This window comes from Vibrio sp. QJM3NY_26 (assembly GCF_057786005.1).
This window is the reverse complement of sequence record NZ_CM173515.1, coordinates 2325752-2342339: the sequence shown is the minus strand read 5'-3', so window position 1 is coordinate 2342339 and position 16588 is coordinate 2325752. Positions and strand designations below refer to the sequence as shown.

Annotated in this window: 11 protein-coding genes; 4 read left to right on the top strand and 7 right to left on the bottom strand. The window is 44.2% G+C overall.

The features are described from left to right. Nucleotides 1-259: 259 nt before the first annotated feature. Both mlc and AC3CH4_RS10230 read left to right on the top strand, forming a co-directional pair. Nucleotides 260-1477: a sugar metabolism global transcriptional regulator Mlc gene (gene mlc / locus AC3CH4_RS10235; protein WP_017084008.1), complete on the top strand. Its 1218-nt coding sequence runs from the start codon at nucleotides 260-262 to the stop codon at nucleotides 1475-1477. Between the two features lie 168 nt (nucleotides 1478-1645). Beyond that, on the top strand, nucleotides 1646-2587 hold the full coding sequence (locus AC3CH4_RS10230) for a chemotaxis protein CheV (protein WP_004736572.1): 942 nt from the start codon (nucleotides 1646-1648) through the stop codon (nucleotides 2585-2587). 309 nt (nucleotides 2588-2896) lie between these two features. Here the strand turns inward: AC3CH4_RS10230 and AC3CH4_RS10225 are convergent, their stop codons facing one another. The 4 genes from AC3CH4_RS10225 to AC3CH4_RS10210 form a co-directional block, all read right to left on the bottom strand. After that, a complete protein-coding gene (locus AC3CH4_RS10225; RefSeq protein WP_488542921.1) occupies nucleotides 2897-5989 on the bottom strand; it encodes an error-prone DNA polymerase in 3093 nt (1030 codons plus the stop codon). A 142-nt stretch (nucleotides 5990-6131) separates the two neighbouring features. Continuing rightward, entirely contained in the window at nucleotides 6132-7616 is a 1485-nt protein-coding gene (locus tag AC3CH4_RS10220; protein ID WP_488542920.1) for a Y-family DNA polymerase, read from the bottom strand. Between the two features lie 3 nt (nucleotides 7617-7619). Next, the gene (imuA, locus tag AC3CH4_RS10215; RefSeq protein ID WP_054547264.1) at nucleotides 7620-8327 is read right to left on the bottom strand and encodes a translesion DNA synthesis-associated protein ImuA; all 708 of its coding nucleotides are present in this window, start codon (nucleotides 8325-8327) and stop codon (nucleotides 7620-7622) included. Between the two features lie 155 nt (nucleotides 8328-8482). After that, complete coding sequence (locus tag AC3CH4_RS10210) at nucleotides 8483-9223, bottom strand: YciK family oxidoreductase (RefSeq protein WP_004736577.1); 741 nt, start codon at nucleotides 9221-9223, stop codon at nucleotides 8483-8485. A gap of 137 nt (nucleotides 9224-9360) precedes the next feature. Between AC3CH4_RS10210 and sohB the strand changes: the two genes are divergently transcribed. Further along, on the top strand, nucleotides 9361-10428 hold the full coding sequence (sohB, locus tag AC3CH4_RS10205) for a protease SohB (RefSeq protein ID WP_488542919.1): 1068 nt from the start codon (nucleotides 9361-9363) through the stop codon (nucleotides 10426-10428). A 169-nt stretch (nucleotides 10429-10597) separates the two neighbouring features. Here sohB and AC3CH4_RS10200 read toward each other — a convergent pair whose 3' ends face one another. The 3 genes from AC3CH4_RS10200 to AC3CH4_RS10190 all read right to left on the bottom strand — a co-directional run bounded on the left by AC3CH4_RS10200 (nucleotide 10598) and on the right by AC3CH4_RS10190 (nucleotide 15460). Then, nucleotides 10598-12160 (bottom strand): SpoVR family protein, encoded by a 1563-nt coding sequence (locus AC3CH4_RS10200; RefSeq protein WP_171327814.1) that lies wholly within the window; start codon nucleotides 12158-12160, stop codon nucleotides 10598-10600. Between the two features lie 11 nt (nucleotides 12161-12171). Beyond that, complete coding sequence (locus tag AC3CH4_RS10195) at nucleotides 12172-13443, bottom strand: YeaH/YhbH family protein (RefSeq protein WP_017078142.1); 1272 nt, start codon at nucleotides 13441-13443, stop codon at nucleotides 12172-12174. Between the two features lie 82 nt (nucleotides 13444-13525). Further along, on the bottom strand, nucleotides 13526-15460 hold the full coding sequence (locus AC3CH4_RS10190; protein WP_004736581.1) for a PrkA family serine protein kinase: 1935 nt from the start codon (nucleotides 15458-15460) through the stop codon (nucleotides 13526-13528). Between the two features lie 354 nt (nucleotides 15461-15814). Between AC3CH4_RS10190 and AC3CH4_RS10185 the strand changes: the two genes are divergently transcribed. Next, complete coding sequence (locus AC3CH4_RS10185) at nucleotides 15815-16570, top strand: MipA/OmpV family protein (protein WP_146455929.1); 756 nt, start codon at nucleotides 15815-15817, stop codon at nucleotides 16568-16570. The last annotated feature ends 18 nt before the right edge of the window (nucleotides 16571-16588 follow it).

The window sequence follows — 16588 nt, the reverse complement described above, 5'->3', positions numbered from 1 at the left end:
ATTGATTATTTATTGGGAGCTAGGGAGATATTTCATTATTTGTCTCTAATTATTGAATTCAGGGCTCAATAACGATGTTTTATTCTGAAAATTAAGTCTCAATTTATCGATTTTGGTGTTAATTTTCCTCGAACTATTTGACTCGATACACAAAGATTCATGTATATACGTGATACTGGTCACGGCGATATACCAAGTGACTTCACAATTACTTCGCAAAGTAAAAAAATTAACTCGTTGATGATTTCTGGAGCGTAAAATGTACATGGCTCAACCGGGCCATATTGATCATATCAAACAGGTCAATGCTGGTCGTGTATATAAACTAATTGACCTTAAAGGTCCTATTTCTCGTATCGATCTGTCCAAGCAAAGTGAGTTGGCTCCGGCGAGTATTACTAAAATTACCCGTGAACTCATTGAAGCTCACCTTATTCACGAAACGACGGTTCAAGAAGCCACGACTCGTGGGCGTCCTGCTGTCGGTCTGCAAACCAATAACGAAGGTTGGCAGTTTCTGTCGATGCGTCTTGGTCGCGGATACTTGACGATCGCGCTCCATGAATTGGGCGGCGACGTGCTTATCGATACCAAGATTGATATTCATGAACGTGACCAAGATGATGTGCTTGCGCGTCTTCTACATGAAATTGATGAATTTTTCCAAACCTATGCTGAGCAGCTCGATAGGGTAACAAGCATTGCGGTTACGCTACCGGGCCTTGTTAATTCTGAGCAAGGTATTGTGTTGCAGATGCCGCACTACAACGTTAAAAATTTAGCGTTGGGTCCTGAGATTTACAAAGAAACAGGTCTGCCTGTCTTTATTGCCAATGATACCCGAGCTTGGGCATTAGCAGAGAAGCTGTTTGGTCACTCACAAGACAACGATAATTCTGTTCTTATCTCGATTCACCATGGTGTAGGTGCTGGGATCATTCTCGACGGCCGAGTGCTGCAAGGTCGCCACGGTAATATCGGTGAACTTGGGCATATCCAGATCGATAAGCAGGGCAAACTTTGTCATTGTGGCAACCGAGGCTGCTTAGAAACAGTCGCGAGTTCTCAGGCGATCCGTGATCAAGTGAAAGAGCGACTGGCTAATGGTGAAGCATCATCATTAACTGTGTTTGAAGACGTCACTATCGAACAGATCTGTGCTGCCGCTGCTGATGGCGATCCATTGGCTGTTGAAGTTATTGAACAGTTAGGTCGTTACTTAGGTGCCGCGATAGCGATTGTGATTAACCTTTTCAACCCTGAGAAAATCTTGGTGGGTGGTGTTATCAATCAGGCTAAAAGCGTGTTGTACCCTGCGATTCAAAAGTGTATCGAAGAGCAGAGTTTATCGGTTTACCATCAAGATTTAGAGCTGGTGGAATCTCGATTCTATAAACAAGCAACCATGCCTGGTGCTGCGCTTGTTAAACAAGCCTTATATGATGGCCAACTGTTAATGAAAGTTGTTGAAGGTTAACTCCTTATACTCGTCTTTTAGCCTCACCCGAAACCTTTCCATGTACTTAAGCTTTGTATAACATCATTTGTTGTACTTAGTTTAAGCATTCTGTGCATTGGCGCTTTGCTTTAACCTATTGAAGTAGGCTATTGTAGCCACAGTTATTATTTGTCACTAAGGTGTTGTATGTCTGGCGTTTTAAATTCGGTTGATCAGAGAACCAAACTGGTCGGTGAAAACCGTCTGGAGCTCTTGTTATTCAGCTTAAACAGTCGTCAACTATTTGCGATTAACGTATTTAAAGTGAAAGAAGTCCTAAAGGTGCCAGTACTCACTCGCTTGCCGGGCTCTCACCATCATATTACAGGTGTTGCGTCTCTACGTGGTGAATCAGTGCCTGTTATCGATTTGCGCAGCGCGATTGGCTTCCCGCCGTCACGAGATGAGACTCAAGAAAATAACTTGATCATCACGGAATACAACCGAACTGTACAAGGTTTCTTGGTTGGACAAGTGCGTAATATCGTGAATACGACGTGGACTGAAATTCAGCCGCCTCCAAAGACAACGGGTCGTGCCAATTACCTGACGGCTATCACGCATATTCAAGAAGAAGAGCAGCACAAAATCGTTGAGATTATTGATGTTGAAAAGGTACTCGCTGAAATCATTGATTATGATGTTTCGATTTCTGACGGTGTTTTAGATGAGCAACTTGCCAATGAAATGGTTGGACGTAATGTACTTATCGTTGATGACTCTTCAACCGCGCGTAACCAGATTAAAGGTACCTTATCGCAACTAGGTTTGAACATTATTGAATGTTGTGATGGTTTAGAAGCTCTGACCTTACTTAAGGGCTGGTGTGATGAAGGTAAAGACATCAATCAAGAAATATTGTTGATGATCACCGATGCTGAAATGCCTGAAATGGACGGCTATAAACTGACGCATGAAGTGCGTACGGATCCAAGAATGCATGACCTGTTCATCACGCTAAATACTTCATTAAGTGGAAGTTTTAATGAAGCTATGGTTGAGAAAGTAGGGTGTAATCGCTTTATTTCTAAGTTCCAACCGGACCTTCTGGTTGAAGTGACTCAAGAGCGAATGCGTCAGATTTTATAATTAAGACTGCTGTACGGTTATTTTGAGTGACCTTATGAAAAACGTTTGTTAATATTCACGCAGCATATTTTTCTTAACGAAATATGCTCAACTACTAGCGTAACTTTTCACACTCAATCTAAGGTAGTTCCTCTTAATGATATGGTTGACTTCTAAAGTCGTAATGACTTTGAGCTTATTACTGTATAGGGAATTTAAGAAAAGACGTACGGAAGCTGAAGTTGAGTCATAACTCAACGATTTAAATTGAAGGGAGGCTGATGCCTCCCTTTTTCGTTTCTGGCATTTATGAAAGGGCTATTTGAATAGCTAATGAAAATCTCGAGATTTGGTGTTCAAGCCAACAATTTCATCAGTTATATCGATAAGTTTCCCCGCAATCACATGCACGACTTCGCCTTCCTTCTCTAAGACTCCTTGTACCTTTAAAGCCTTAGCTGTGAGATAAGCTTGCTGTTGCGCGCGGGCGGTGGCTCCCCAGACCACAACATTAATATTACCTGTGTCGTCTTCCAATGTGACAAAGGTGACACCAGCTGCGGTGCCGGGTGACTGTTTACCCGTGACTAATCCGACAACGGTGACCATGGATTTGTGTCTTTGTTGTATTAAGTCTTTCATGTGTGTGAATCGACCTAATCGATTGGCTTCTTCGAGCAAAGTGATTGGGTGTTTGTTTAATGAAATCCCGACACTGGTGAAATCTTCGAGTAGATCTTGCATCTCACTGGGTTGATGCAATGAGAGCTCGCCATTATCATCTTCTGCATAGTTATCGACTTGGTTAAACAAAGGCAGATCAGAGGCTGAGTCCATCATTGCCCAACGCGTCTGGAAGCGGTCTCCCGAGACGTTATGTAGCGCATTGGCCGATGCCAGTAGCTCGATATCTTTTTTGTTCATCGATAGTTGCTTTACCTGACTTGGATGGCGGTAACCTGAACGCGGGCGATTGGCGAGCACGCTTTGAATACCATGCTCGCTTAGCCCTTTGATTTGTCGCAGCCCTAAGCGAATCGCCAAACCATTTTGATGAGTGACGACCGTGTGATTATCTTGAGAAGCGTTCACACATATAGGAAGGATTACCACATTATGCCGCTGCGCATCTTGTACCAACTGTGATGGGCTATAAAACCCCATCGGTTGGCTATTGAGCAAAGACGCGTAGAAACATTCTGGGTAGTAACACTTCAACCAAGCTGAGCAATACGCTAATACAGCGAACGAGGCCGAATGGCTTTCTGGAAAACCGTATTCACCGAAACCACATATTTGTTTAAAGATCTGTTCGGCAAACTCTGTCTCATAACCACGTTTTTGCATCCCCTCGATGAGTTTGTTTTTAAACTTAAAGACGTTGCCATTTTTTTTCCAAGCGGCCATCGCACGTCTGAGCTGATCGGCTTCACCACCGGTGAACCCTGCAGCGACCATCGCGAGCTTAATTACTTGTTCTTGGAATATCGGTACGCCTAAAGTGCGTGACAGTACCGATTCCACATTTTTAGATGGATAGCTGATTGGCTCAATACCATCTCGGCGTTTTAGAAACGGATGCACCATATCGCCTTGAATAGGTCCTGGACGCACGATAGCGATTTGAATCACCAAGTCGTAATAAGTTCTCGGCTTAAGCCTTGGCAGCATGCTCATTTGCGCTCGTGACTCAATTTGGAATATCCCAACGGTGTCTGCCCGTTGAATCATGCCGTAAACTTGAGGATCATCTTTAAGGCGAGTGATCTCTGCAATGGTCAGTGATCGTCCATGGATAGACTGGATCAGGTCGAAACATTTACGAATAGCAGAGAGCATACCCAGTGCAAGCACATCGACTTTCAGCAAGCCTAAGGTTTCTAGATCATCCTTATCCCATTGAATTATGGTTCGTTCGTGCATCGCGGCATTCTCGACAGGAACCAGTTCATACAAAGGCCCTGAGGATATGACAAAGCCACCGACGTGTTGAGATAAGTGACGTGGGAAGCCGATGATCTCATTAACCAAGTGGATAAACTGCTGACCTTTTAAGGAGTCAGGTTGTAGCCCCAATTGAGTTAACTGAGCCTGCCAGCCTAGGCTTTTGTCCCTGCGATTGGTGTTTTTAATGAAGTAATCAAGTTGAGTTTCTTGTAGTCCTAACGCTTTACCGACATCTCTTACTGCACTTTTGAAGCGATATGAAATCACAGTTGCGGCAAGCGCAGCGCGTTCTCTACCGTATTTTTGATAGATGTATTGGATGACATCTTCACGTCGTTCGTGCTCAAAATCGACATCAATATCAGGCGGCTCATCGCGCTCTTTACTGATGAAACGTTCAAACAGCACTGAGATCTGTCTTGGATCGACAGAGGTGATTTCTAGGCAGTAACAGACCACGGAATTGGCCGCAGAACCTCGACCTTGGTAAAGAATCCCTTGGTTTTTGGCAAACATGACGATGTCATGAATGGTGAGGAAAAAGAAAGGGTAGTTGAGCTCACCAATCAATCCGAGTTCTTTATCTATGATTTGTTGAATATTGCTAGGCACACCCTGTGGAAAGCGAGCCCGTTTTCCCTTTTCGACCAACATGCGCAGATAACTCATGGGTGTCTCACCTTGAGGAATCAGTTCACTGGGATATTCGTAGCGCAAACTGTTTAACTCAAATTCGCACAGTTCTGAGATTCGGTTGCTCTCTTCTAGCCACTCCGCTTTGAAAATACGTGAGAGCTTATTGATGCTTCGTAAACAGCGCTCGGCATTGGCCAGTAAGTGACTACCCACTTCAGTAATGGGTTTTTGGTACTTGATCGCAGTGAGCGAGTGCTGCAAGGGTAAGCGGTTAGCATTGTGCATCAACACACCACCACAAGCTGTTATTGGCAGTTGGTGATGTTGTGACAGCTCAACGCAGTAATCTGTGTATTGTTGGTCGGTTTGTTTTAGGTGTCGTTGTAAGCCGATCCAAAGCCGGCCTGAATGATGCTGGGAGAGCCATTGCCCCCAGTGTGCGTCTTCATTTTTCTGTTGAGGGAGCCAAAGAATAAAACAATGCTTAGCCGACATGATATCCCACTCAGAGAGCTGATAATGTCCCTTACTGCTACGACGTCTCGCGTTGGTAATAATACGGCACAGTTCGGCGTAGGCTTGTCTGTTTGGGCATATCAAGATCACTTGGCACTCTTCATTTAGCCAAAACATACTTCCGACAATTTGCTTGAGCGACAGTTTATGTTGCTTGATTGCAGAGTGAACCTTAACGATGCCCGCCACTGAGCACTCATCAGTGACAGCGAGTGCTTTGTAACGTAAGAAGTCGGCCTGTAAAACAAGCTCTTCTGCGTGTGAGGCTCCCTCAAGGAAAGAGTAATTACTTTGGCAAAATAGCTCTGAGTATTGCTGAAACATAACGTAATATCACTTAACCATTGCGAGTGAACATGATTGAAAAGGGATGTTGAAATTTAATAAGTAGAACGGACGAGCTAACGAAGTTTTCTTACTGACTTACTTACAGACTAGCTTTCTTACTGACTTACTTTCTTGCAAGCTAGCTAAATAAGCCGTGCAAAAACCACTGCTTATCTGGCGTTCTAAAGATCCATAGCCACCGACCGTTTTCGCTGTGAGCAATAAAGTAGTCACGAATGATTTTCTCGCCATCCCACCAGCCAGACACAATACGCTCAGGGCCTTGAGATAAGGTGACGTTTTCGGTTAGGGCTTCGGGCTCTGGCAATAAAATACTGGGCCTGAGTCGCTGTTGGTTGATGTTGAGAGTCGCTGTTTGTTGCTCGAACTCTGGGGGTGTTTGCCTCTTTGCCATAGACTTACTCAGTGTTGGAAGCGAGTACTGATTGGCTTTTTCTGGCCTTGGGTCGTGCTGTATTTTCGGTGTTTGAATGCAGGCTTGCCCTAACTTAGCTTGCAGTAATGAGAGCAAATCTAACGCGGCAAGTGTTCCTGTATTGCCATCAAAAAGATCACGGTAGGCCATTTGCGGTTCTCCATGACGAATTACGGAAAGGGTCAGCCCCTGAACCGGTGCCGTGATCTTCAGTGATTCTAAGGTTAGATGAGTCAGGTTCGCCCACTTTGCAGCAAGGTAATCGCCTTGTGCTGAATAGAAAGAGACAGGGTGGTCGTTTTTATCTCTCAGGTGCAAAGTCAGCGTTAACTCGAAAGCCACTCGGTCGCGTAGCTTCAAAAAACACTCGAGTTGATTTAATAATTTCAGTAACGGCTTTTCGATAAACAGGATGTTTTCAATATCAAACAACAGCTCCAAATATTTCTGGAAATTCTCTGGTGGATGATAGAAATCAATCGGGTGCTTGAACTGGCCGTTAAGGCGACCGACATAATTCACCAAATCGATATCAAAGCGACGTGCGACCTCTTGCAAAGGAAGTTTCAATAGGTCATCCACTAAGTTAATGCCGACGCGGTTCAGACGCTCCACTTGCTTAGTTGGCAACTCACTAGAACTCAATGCTTGTTGATTGACCCATGCTTTCATTTGCTCAACATTATTAGTGACTTGGTTGATGGATTGCTTGCCCAAAAGGATCGCAGAAAGTGGTGAGTAACCCGTCGCGAAGCTGAACTGGATATTGAGCGTTTCTAAGTGGCTTTTGAGCTCATGCCAGTAGTTATCTAACCCATCGTAAAGTGACAGCATATTAGAAGCTTTAATCAACAAACCATTCGGTGGTAGTAAAGCCATGTCAGAAGTGACCAAATACGCCCATTGAGCGATCTCTTTGAGCTTGCTTTTTTCTAGCTCAATACTGTAAGGGTGGACGTGTAAGTTATGGCAAAGCGCCGCCGCAGACCCTAGCCCCATACCAAGTGAAATTCCCGATTGCAGAGCAGCTTGGTTAGCTTGCAGCACACGGTGATCTTTTTCATCCACGATGATAATAGGTTGCTCGTGTGACTCTTCATTAGAGTGAACTTTCTCGGAGTTAGATAGCTCAGAATTAAACAAGGTATCTAACTGCAGAGATGGAAAGTGCAGATAAAGCCACAACATACGCTAGCCTTGTTTCGCAATAGGGAAAGCCAGCACGGTGTTATTTGATAAAGCACTATGTGAACTGTCTTGAAGGGTGATTTTTTCAGTGAGTAACGGCCAATTTTGGCTCATGTCTAGAATAAAGCTGCCATACGACCAACTGCCTTTCCTTTTTGTGACCTCAACCTTTAACCCTTGGGCGTGAGAAGATAGCTTCATGCTTAGAGAAACGGGTAGGGATAACTGATTATGGCTGGTGGCCTTAAAGTGAAATTGCAGACACTTACCGGTTTCGCTTGCTGCTTGCAGGCGCTTGGTTTGGTGTATCTCTAGATCGGCTCCCCATAGCAATACCGAGTGACAGGCGCCGCTTTTAAGGCACTGCTCTGCTGCCCACAATGCATCGAGATCGCGCTGAGGTTGGATAACGAGGATGTTTTCTAGTTCAATACCTTGGCTGCTAAAAAACTCAGCACAGATCTTCCCCGGTGGGTTAATGAAGATGGCCAATTTTTGTGAGTTTTGTTGAGCTAAATAGGGCGTAAGTAGGCGAAGTTCGCCGATCCCTTGTTGCGATTCAACCTCAATAACACCATGTGTCGGAAAGCCACCATCAAGCTGTTTATCCAATTGAGAATAGCCGGTTGAAGTAGTGCTTCCTTGCGCTGTTGATTGTAACCCTGTCCAGATTAGCTGGCGGTCTTGTAAGTTTTTTATTAGTTCATGCATAATTAAATACCTGTATATTTATACAGTATATTTGACAATGAAAAAGATGCAAAGAAAAATGACGAAAATCAGATGAACTAAATATTAGATGATTGATTTAGATGCAAAAAAAGCCGCTATGGAAGCGGCTTCTTACTGTTGGTTAATGATATCAGTTACTTAGGTTGAGCATCGATACATTGGCCATTAATGTCTGTCACACTTGGGTTCATTAAGTGTAGGTACAGCGGGATGATGTCGAGTGGCGTTTTCAGCTTGTTCGCATCTTCACCTGGGTACGCTTTTGCACGCATGCGTGTTTGAGTGCCGCCAGGATTGATCGCGTTTACACGGATGTTGGTGTCTTCAAGTTCGTCCGCTAGGATTTGCATCATGCCTTCGGTAGCAAACTTAGAAATCGCGTAAGTGCCCCAGAACGCACGGCCAGAGTGACCAACCGTTGAAGAGGTAAAGACAATACGACCCGCTTCAGCTTTCTTAATGACAGGCAGTAATGCTTGAGTCATTAGAAATTCAGCTTTAACGTTGATTTGCATAACGCCATCAAACGTTTCTTCATCGATTTGATCAAATGGACTTAACGTGCCAAGCACACCTGCGTTATGCAGTAGGCCGTCTAAACGACCGAACTGTGATTCAATGGTTTCAGCCATATCAATGTAGTTCTGCTTTGTTGCTCCTTTGAGGTCTAGCGGAATGATCGCAGCCTGAGGGTAACCAGCACTTTCGATTTCATCGTAAATGAATTCAAGGTTTTTAACATTGCGGCCTAACAGAATGACAGTTGCACCATGTTGAGCGAAGCTTAGTGCGGCTTGGCGACCAATGCCAGCACCGGCACCTGTAACCAAAATTACTTTATCTTTGAGGGCATCTGTAGAGATTGGGTAATCCACTGTGCTTATCCTTCTTTCTTTTATTATGTTCGTCATTCCATTGATGTTTAATCACACAGATAACCGCAGGAATGATGAGAAATTCTTGGTAATCGTGACAAGATGGTTACAATACACTAATTCATACAATAGGGGATATGACATTGGAATTTTTGTTGGACTACGGCTTGTTTTTAGCCAAGATTGCGACCGTTGTAATCGCCATCATTGCAATTTTAGTGATTGCTAAATCGGTGGGTGGAAAATCAAGCGCGATTAAAGGTGAGCTGGAAATCACGAACCTATCTGAACACCACAAACAAACGATTGAACAACTAGAGCACCATTTGCATGATGATGCTTTCATCAAAGCACGTGATAAAGCAGAAAAGAAAGCGGAAAAAGAAAAAGTAAAATCACGTGGCAAAGAAGTGAAGAAAGCAGCGAAAGAGGGTGAGCTTGATAGCAAGCGTGAACCACACCTATTCGTTCTCGACTTTAATGGCAGCATTGATGCGAAAGAAGTGGCTTCATTACGTGAAGAGGTAACGGCGGTTCTGTCTGTGGCTCGTGAAGGTGATGAAGTCTTGCTTAAGCTTGAGTCTGGCGGTGGCATGGTTCACGGCTATGGTTTGGCGTCTTCTCAACTCGACCGTATCAAAGCAGCAGGTTTGCCTCTGACTATCTCGGTAGACAAAGTAGCCGCGAGTGGTGGTTACATGATGGCATGTATTGCAGACAAAATTGTATCTGCACCTTTTGCTATTGTTGGCTCTATTGGTGTTATTGCTCAATTGCCAAACTTCAATAAATTGCTTAAAAAGCATGATATTGAGTTCGAACAGCTAACGGCGGGTGAGTACAAACGCACACTTACTATGTTTGGTGAGAACAGCGATAAAGCACGCGAGAAGTTTAAAGAAGAGCTCGAAGAGACACATGGCCTATTCAAAGACTTCATCCGTGACCATCGTCCAGCACTCGATCTTGAAAAAGTAGCAACGGGTGAACACTGGTTTGGTACACAAGCACATGAACTTGGGCTGGTGGATGAGATCCGTACTTCTGATGACCTAGTTGTAGAAGCATGCAAAGACAAGACAGTTCTAGCGATTCACTACGTACAGAAGAAAAAGCTTTCGGACAAGTTAGCAGGCGTTGCAGGTAAATCTGCTGATAGCGTGTTGATGAAGCTGATTGAACGCGGCCAAAAGCCGATTGTTTAAGCTTATTTAGTTCTAGGTTGTCATTTAAAGACGTTTAAGCCTTAAAAAGAAAGCGCATAAGTCATCAGACTTATGCGCTTTTTTATTGCTCCACTTCCGAGCGGGTTTAACCACTATGTTGTAGGGGGAGCGGAGTCTTATGCCAACCACTTACTTCCTGTGGTTGGTATTAAATCTTTGCTCCATAATCATTGCGTTTTGGACAAGTGGTCAGAATTTCTCTATGACCAGTATCTTTGACCTCCTCCAAAATCACATCAAAGCCCCATAAACGATAGAGATGTTTCATCACTTCGTCGTAGCCTTTATCAAGCGGGATACGGCCGTGAGGCACATACTGCAGTGTCATCGAGCGATCACCACGAACATCGACGTTAAACACCTGAATATTCGGTTCGAGGTTACTTAGATTGTATTGAGCCGCAAGCTTTTCACGAATCAAGCGATAGCCTGGGTCATCGTGAATAGCACTTATCTCAATGGTGTTTTTTCGGTCGTCGTCGAGCACAGAGAACAGTTTAAAGTCTCGAATGATCTTTGGTGAAAGATATTGGCTGATAAAGCTTTCATCTTTGAAATTGTGCATGGCAAAGTGCACCGCTTCTAACCAATCACTTCCGGCTAACTCAGGGAACCACTCTTTGTCTTCATCGGTTGGTTCTTCACAGATACGTCGGATGTCTCTAAACATCGCAAAGCCAAGCGCATAAGGGTTTATCCCGCTGAAATAAGGGCTGTTGTAGGCGGGTTGTGCGACCACGCTGGTGTGGCTGTGTAGGAACTCTAAGATGAATTTGTCACTCACCAAACCTTCGTCGTAAAGGTGGTTAAGAATGGTGTAGTGCCAAAAGGTTGCCCAGCCTTCATTCATTACTTGAGTTTGCTTTTGAGGGTAGAAGTATTGGCTCACCTTGCGAACAATGCGAACACACTCACGCTGCCAAGGTTCAAGTAGTGGTGCGTTCTTCTCGATAAAGTAGAGAATGTTTTCTTGAGGTTCGCTAGGAAAGCGGATTTTGGTCTCTTTTTCCTTGTCTTGATTTTTAGGCACAGTTCTCCACAACTCATTGACTTGAGATTGCAGATACGCTTCACGTTCTTCTTGCCTTGCTGTCTCTTCAGCTATGGAAATCTTCTCAGGGCGTTTGTATCTGTCTACGCCGTAATTCATGAGGGCATGACAAGAGTCGAGAAGTTGTTCGACTTCGGCAACACCGTATTTTTCTTCACAATCGGTAATGTATTTTTTAGCGAATAATAGGTAGTCGATGATGGAACTGGCATCGGTCCAGGTTTGGAATAGGTAGTTGCCCTTAAAGAAAGAGTTATGGCCGTAACAAGCATGAGCCATTACGAGCGCCTGCATCGTGACCGTGTTCTCTTCCATCAGATATGCGATACAAGGATCTGAATTGATCACGATTTCGTACGCTAACCCCATCTGGCCATGCTTGTAGTTTTGCTCGGTTTGAATGAATTTTTTGCCAAATGACCAGTGATTGTAATTGATCGGCATACCGATGCTCGAGTATGCATCCATCATCTGCTCAGAAGTAATCACTTCAATTTGGTTCTGGTAAGTATCTAAACGGTAATGCTGAGCCACACGCTTAATTTCTACGTGATATTGTTCCAAGAGGTTGAATGTCCAATCTGGACCATCAGGCAGCATCTTGTCGTTTCTTTTCTGTGTTGCTTTGTCTTTTTCTGCAACGTTTGATTTCGCTGACATGGCAAGCCCCCTTACGCTGTCTCTTTCTGGAACAATTCTCTAAACACAGGAAAAATATCATCCACCGTTTTAATATTTTTCATGGCGAAGTTGTCAAAGCTACTCTCGAGTTTTTCGTATTCGTGCCAAAGTGTTTGATGAGAACGGCGTGTTATTTCGATGTAAGAGTAATATTGGCAAGTTGGCAGAAGTGTATTGACTAATAGCTCTTTACAACGAGGGGAGTCATCAGCCCAGTTATCTCCATCAGAAGCTTGTGCTGCATAGATGTTCCACTCATTTGCAGGATAGCGGTCTGCGACAATTTCCTTCATCAGTTTCAGTGCACTGGAAACGATGGTGCCACCGGTTTCTTGTGAATAGAAAAACTCGTGTTCGTCGACTTCTTTAGCCTGAGTATGGTGACGAATAAACACAACATCGACGTTTTCGTAGGTGCGATTTAGGAACAGATACAGAAGGACATAAAAGCGCTTCGCAATGTCTTTCGTGGCTTGATCCATTGAGCCAGATACATCCATTAGGCAGAACATAACGGCTTGGCTAGATGGAATAGGGCGCTTCTCGTAGTTTTTAAAACGTAGGTCGAAGGTGTCAATAAATGGCACGCTTTCAATTTTTTTACGTAACTCGGCAATCTCTTCTTTTAAACGACTTTCTTCAAAGGGTTGTGCTGGTTCCGTCATTTTAACTTGGTCAAGCTGCTCCATCAGTAGGTTAAGCTCGCGCTTTTTACCTGCTGTCATCGCGGTTCTACGAGCCAGAGATTGCTGCAGTGAACGCACGATTGCGATGTTGGAAGGAATCCCCGCGCTTTGATAACCAGAGCGATGTGTCTTCCATTCGGTGATTTTGTTGACCTGATTCTTCTCTAGATTAGGAAGAGCTAAATCTTCAAAGAGAATATCAAGATATTCATCTTTTGAAATTTGGAATGTAAATTCATCTTGGCCTTCACCATCAGGGCTTGCGTCACCCTGGCCTGCGCCACCACCTTGACCGCCACCTTTAGGACGTTCAATTTTATCGCCCGTGATGAACTGGTCATTACCTGGGTGAACGCGTTCTCTTACGCCGCCTTGACCTTGGTGAAAGCTTGGCTCTTTGATGTCTTTATGGGGAATAGTGACGTCTTCACCGGTTTCAGTATTGGTGATTGAGCGTCGGTTGACTGCATCGGCCACAGATTCTTTGATTTGCTCTTTATGGCGTCGTAAGAAACGCTGTCTATTCACAGCACTCTTATTTTTGCCATTGAGCCTCCGATCGATAAATTGTGCCATAAGAACTCCCTCTCAGCTGATGTCGCGATCCTACTTTTTATTATGTACGAGCTGCTCACTTGAACAGCTCAGTACAGTTTGGTTATGAGGATTTACGAACTCTTAGGTACCACTCGGATAGCAGTCTCACTTGTTTCTCGGTGTAGCCTTTTTCCATCATACGAGCAACGAAGTCGTCGTGTTTTTTCTGATCATCCGTTGAGGTCTTAGCATTGAACGAAATAACAGGAAGTAGCTCTTCTGTGTTGGAGAACATTTTCTTCTCAATCACAGTGCGCAGTTTCTCGTAGCTGGTCCAAACTGGGTTTTGACCATTATTGTTCGCCTTGGCACGAAGCACAAAGTTCACAATCTCATTTCGGAAGTCTTTAGGGTTACTGATCCCGGCTGTTTTCTCGATCTTCTCTAATTCACCATTCAGAGAAGCACGGTCAAATAGTTGGCCTGTTTCTGGATCGCGGTACTCTTGGTCTTGAATCCAGAAGTCAGCGTAGGTGACATAGCGGTCGAAGATATTCTGTCCGTACTCAGAGTAAGACTCTAGGTAAGCGGTCTGAATTTCTTTACCAATGAACTCTACGTAACGTGGTACTAAGTATCCTTTCAAGAACTCAAGGTACTTTTCAGCGGTTTCTTGAGGGAACTGCTCACGTTCGATTTGCTGTTCAATCACGTAGAACAAGTGAACCGGGTTTGCCGCCACTTCGGCTTGGTCGAAGTTGAACACTCGAGACAGAATCTTAAAGGCGAAACGCGTTGATAGCCCAGACATTCCTTCGTCAACGCCAGCATAATCTCGGTACTCTTGGTAACTCTTCGCTTTTGGATCGGTGTCTTTTAGAGTTTCACCATCGTAAACACGCATTTTTGAGAACAGAGAAGAGTTTTCAGGCTCTTTCAGTCTCGATAGGATGCTGAATTGCGATAGCAGATCGAGTGTGCTCGGTGAACAAGGGGCTTTGGACAGCTCACTATGTTCAAGCAGTTTCTGGTAGATCTTAACCTCTTCAGAGACGCGCAGACAGTAAGGGACTTTTACAATGTACACACGGTCGAGGAAGGCTTCGTTGTTTTTGTTGTTACGGAAGGTCTGCCACTCAGATTCATTAGAGTGAGCTAGAATCATACCGTCAAATGGCAGTGCAGAAAGTCCTTCGGTACCGTTGAAGTTACCTTCTTGCGTTGCCGTTAGGAGTGGGTGCAAGACTTTGATTGGCGCCTTGAACATCTCCACGAATTCCATCACACCCTGGTTGGCTTTACAGAGCGCACCAGAGTAGCTGTAGGCATCGGGATCATCTTGAGAGAAGTGCTCAAGTTTACGAATATCGACTTTACCAACCAGAGACGAAATATCTTGGTTGTTTTCATCACCAGGCTCTGTCTTCGCGATCGCAACTTGGTCGAGAATCGAAGGGCGTAGTTTGATGACTTTGAATCTAGAGATATCACCACCGAAATCATGGAGGCGTTTCGCTGCCCAAGGTGACATGATAGAGCGTATGTAGCGCTTCTCTATTCCGTACTCTTGTTTCAAAAGATCGCCATCTTCGTTTACGTCGAATAGACAGAAGGGGTGATCATTCACAGGGCTTCGTTCACCATCTGCAGACAGCACATAGATTGGTAGCTTTTGCATCAGTGCTTTGAGTTTTTCAGCAAGGGAAGATTTACCACCGCCCACAGGGCCAAGCAGGTAAAGAATTTGCTTCCGTTCTTCTAAGCCTTGTGCAGCGTGTTTTAGGTAAGAAACAATCTGTTCAATCGCATCTTCCATGCCGTAGAAATCTTTAAATTCGCTGTAGCGTGAGATGACACGGTTCGAGAAAATACGACTTAGATGGGGGTCTTGAGCGGTGTCTATAACCTCCGGTTCGCCGATGGCCAGTAGTAAGCGCTCAGCAGCGTTAGCGTAAGCACTTTTATCGTCTTTACACAGCCCTAAGAACTCTTGCAATGTGAGCTCTTCTTCCTTGGCTGCTTCATAACGTGATTGATAGTGGTCAAAAATACTCATAGTCACATTCCCCTTGTTAACCAGTCAAAACTGATGAGCGATTGAAAAATAGGCTCTCCCTACATTTTAAGGTTAGACCCGCTTGCACAATTTTGCTTAACAATTATGTATTTATTTACAATTTTGCGTGTGAAAAACCTAGCGAGCGCAATAGGCAACTTGAGGCGTGTAGAATCCAATTATTTTACATTCGAGGGGATCTAGCCGTTTGTTTTGTGATTTTAGGTCGCTTAATAATACTCACACTGGATTTATGTGTATTAGATGTATAACTGAGCTCTATTGATTTACTGGAATGAAGTACCATATAATGCGCGGCGTTATCAAAAATTGCTCAATAAATAGGTAGATGTAGTGAAGAATTATGGGTTAAAAATAGTGGCTATCAGTGTTGCGTTACTGGCTTCGACAGCAACACATGCAAAAATCTCGCAGTGGTCACTGGGTGTTGCCGCTTCTTATTCTCCTGCTGTCTATAAAGATACACCGTCAAATCGTGCTGTGATCCCTATGATTGGTTATGAAGGTGAGCACTTTTTCATGCGTGGATTCAGTGCAGGTTATCGCTTACTTCCTGCTGGCTCACCACAGAATATTGTGTTTCGAGCGGTTTATGATTCTAGAACATTAAAGCCGGGTGATTCTGATAACGTTGATATTCAAAAATTAGATGAACGTAAAGCATCAGTGTTAGGTGGTATCAGCTACCAAGTGATCACCTTGGTGGGGATGTTTGAAGCGACAGCTGGCTCTGACTTAGGGTTTAGGCACAATGGCATCTATGCAGAAGCAGCGTGGCGTTTGCCGATTCGTCGTAATGGGTGGGCGATTACACCCTCTATTGGTTATGCCTATAACAGTGAACGTTTGAATAATCACCTGTATGGGGTGAGCTCAGCAGAAGCGGCGAGAACCAATTTAAATGAATTCGATGCAGACTGGGATGGTCAGTACTTTATTGGCTTAGGTGGTTATTTGCACGTGACGCCAAATATCCGAGTAACCGGCGGTGTTCGTTATACCAACCTTGAAGGTGATATTGAAAATAGCCCAATACTTGAAAGTGGCATTAACATGGCCGCAAACGTCGGTGTTGCTTACGTCTTCTAGTTGCTTTGGTTTTTCTCT